Genomic DNA, 2671 nt, shown 5'->3' on the forward strand with positions numbered 1-2671 from the left:
GTCCTGGCCGGTCCCTACTGCGCCTATCAGCTGGCGCTGCTCGGCGCCGATGTGATCAAGGTCGAGGCGCCGCAAGGCGGCGACCTAGCCCGCCAGCTCGGCGGCTCGCCAAAGCTGAACAGCGCCGGCATGGGCGCATCGTTCCTGGCGCAGAACGCCGGCAAACGGTCGGTGGTGCTCGACCTCAAGCAGCAAGCCGATCGCGAGCGCTTTTTCGATCTGGTGGCCAGCGCCGACGCCCTGGTGGAGAATTTCCGCCCGGGCGTGATGGATCGGCTGGGGCTTGGTTACGAGGCGCTGAAGACGGTCCGTCCAGGCCTCGTCTATTGCGCGATATCGGGTTTCGGCCAGACCGGGCCGATGCGCGACAATCCCGCCTATGACCAGATCATCCAGGGCCTGTCGGGGATCATGAGTATCACCGGAACACCGGAAACGGCGCCGCTGCGGGTCGGCTATCCCGTGGCCGACACGCTTGGCGGACTGGTCGGCGCGTTCGCCATTACCTCGGCGCTGGTGCGGCAGAAGACGAGCGGCGAGGGTGCCTTTCTCGACGTCTCGATGCTCGAATGCACACTTTCCGCGCTTGGCTGGCCGGTTTCCAACTATCTGACCGTAGGCATCGACCCCAAGCCGATGGGCAATGAGAACATGACGGCGGCACCCTCCGGTACGTTTCGCACCGGCGACGGGCTCGTCAACATCGCCGCCAACAAGCAGGAGCAGTTCGTGGCGCTGTGCCGGCTGATCGGCCGGCCGGAACTGGCCTCCGATGTCCGCTTTGCCGAGCGCGAGACGCGCAAGCGCAACCGTGCGGCGCTTAAAGTCGAAATCGAGGACGCCCTGGCGGGCGCGCCGGCCGCGGCCTGGGAAGAGATGCTCAATCGCGCCGGCGTGCCTGCCGGCAGGGTGCTGACGATCCCGCAAGTGCTGGCCGAGCCGCAAGTGCTCGAACGCCGGGTGACCGCGAATTTTGATGATGTGGCCGGCATGGACAAGCCGCTGACCGTTCTGCGCGGCGGCTTCATGGTAGATGGCGAGGCGCCGTTGCCGACAAAGCCGCCGCCGGCGCTCGGCGAACATATGGGCGAGGTGTTCGCCGACCTGCCACCCCGCGCCAAGACAAAGGCAGGCGCATGAGCGACACGGAGAAGACGGGCCGTGAGCGCGGCGAGGAATGGTGGCAGACCGACATCATCGAGATGCGGCCTGGTGTCATCCGGCTGCGCGGCTACGAGATCCAGGATCTGATCGGCCGCGTCAGCTTCCCGGCTGTCATCTGGCTGATGCTGCGCGGCGAACTGCCCGGCGAGGACCAGGCAGAGTTGCTCGGCATTGCCTTGGGAGCCGCCGTCGACCACGGACCGCAGGCGCCATCGATCGCCATCGCGCGCATGGCCGCAACCTGCGGCGTCGGTATCAACAGCGCCATGGCCTCGGCCATCAACGTTCTCGGCGACGTGCACGGTGGCGCCGGCGAGCAGGCGCTTTCCTTCTATGGTGACATTGCCGTGGCAATCGATGCCGGGATGACGCTGAATGAAGCGGTCTCGACACGGCTCGACCGGTTCTTCGCCGAGGAGAAGGGCTATGTGCCGGGGCTCGGACATCGCTTCCATCCCGTCGACCCGCGCGCGCCGCGCTTGCTGGAACTGACCCGCGAATTTGCCGCACGCGGTGCCGTCAACGGACGTTTCGTCGATATTGCAGAAGCGATCGAGGCGGACGTCGCGCGACGCAAGAGGAAAAAAATACCGCTCAACATCGATGGCGCTACCGCCGTCATCTATGGCGAACTCGGTTTTCCGCCAGCGCTGACGCGAGGGCTTTTCGTGCTGTCGCGCTCGGTCGGCATCCTTGCGCATGCCTGGGAGCAGTCGCAGCAGGCCGAGCGAAACAAAGGGCCGCTGCCGCGCGAATGGCTGTGGACCTATACCGGCACGCCGGTGCGGCCGTTTCCCGAAAGCGATGAGCCCGGCGAGTGAGGCTTTACGCCTGGTCCACCTGCAAAGGCTGAGGAAGCTTCAGCGTCTTCACCAACGTTGAAAGATCAGGCTCGTCGATGAGCATGGCTGCGTCGGCTGGCGCCAGCCAGGCCCGCTGGCGTCGTTTGGCTTCCTGCCAGTCGGCCAGTTCCTCGCTCACCTCGAGCAGATAGACGATGACGTCGACGCGGACAAAGCGATTGGCCAGCCGCTTCCAGTAGGAATAGGTGCCCGCCGGCTGCTTCAGCGTCTTGCCGAGCACGCCGGCTTCCTCCTGTGCCTCGATGGTGGCCGCCTTGCGTCCGCTCTTGCCCTTCATCGGCCAGCCCTTGGGGACGATGAAGCGCCTGGTGGTACGCGACGTGACCAGCATGACCTCGATGTCGCCGCGCGCGGTCAGCCGAAAGGGAATAGCCGCCACCTGGCGGATCCTCTCGCCCTTTTTTGCCTTGCGTACGGCCTTTTTCTTGGTGGCTGCCATTCGTCAATCCAGTCGATGCAATGCCGCATAGCGCGACAAGGCATCGTTGCGAAACCAAAACTTTCGCATGTGCCGAAAGACACTCGAAATACCTAAGTCGGCTAAATAAATGAAAAACGCCTTGATGTCAGCGGCAATTGCTCACGGCGGTGGTGCCGATTATCTGGGTCTGGCAGCTTGGCTTGAGCTGCTGCACGACCGGGGG

Annotated in this window: 3 protein-coding genes; 2 read left to right on the top strand and 1 reads right to left on the bottom strand. The window is 64.6% G+C overall.

From position 1 onward, the window contains the following. Together EN893_RS28155 and EN893_RS28160 are read left to right on the top strand one after the other, a co-directional pair. Nucleotides 1–1140: CoA transferase (locus EN893_RS28155; protein ID WP_164901176.1), on the top strand; the 1140-nt coding region annotated here is incomplete at its 5' end. Further along, nucleotides 1137–1985: a citryl-CoA lyase gene (locus EN893_RS28160; protein WP_127270868.1), complete on the top strand. Its 849-nt coding sequence runs from the start codon at nt 1137–1139 to the stop codon at nt 1983–1985. The genes EN893_RS28155 and EN893_RS28160, both read left to right, overlap by 4 nt. A 4-nt stretch (nt 1986–1989) precedes the next feature. Here the strand turns inward: EN893_RS28160 and EN893_RS28165 are convergent, their stop codons facing one another. Then, nucleotides 1990–2466 carry an NUDIX hydrolase gene (locus tag EN893_RS28165; RefSeq protein WP_127270867.1) on the bottom strand — a complete coding sequence of 159 codons (477 nt, stop codon included), beginning with the start codon at nt 2464–2466 and terminating at the stop codon, nt 1990–1992. Nucleotides 2467–2671 lie beyond the last annotated feature (205 nt).

The sequence above is a fragment of the Mesorhizobium sp. M7A.F.Ca.CA.004.04.2.1 genome (assembly GCF_004022825.1).
In the GTDB taxonomy this organism is placed as follows: Bacteria; Pseudomonadota; Alphaproteobacteria; order Rhizobiales; family Rhizobiaceae; genus Mesorhizobium.

Excerpts from the sequence above, each read along its gene's own strand:
- EN893_RS28165 (WP_127270867.1), bottom strand. The coding sequence starts at position 2,466 with ATGGCAGCCACCAAGAAAAAGGCCGTACGCAAGGCAAAAAAGGGCGAG.
- EN893_RS28160 (WP_127270868.1), top strand. The coding sequence starts at position 1,137 with ATGAGCGACACGGAGAAGACGGGCCGTGAGCGCGGCGAGGAATGGTGG.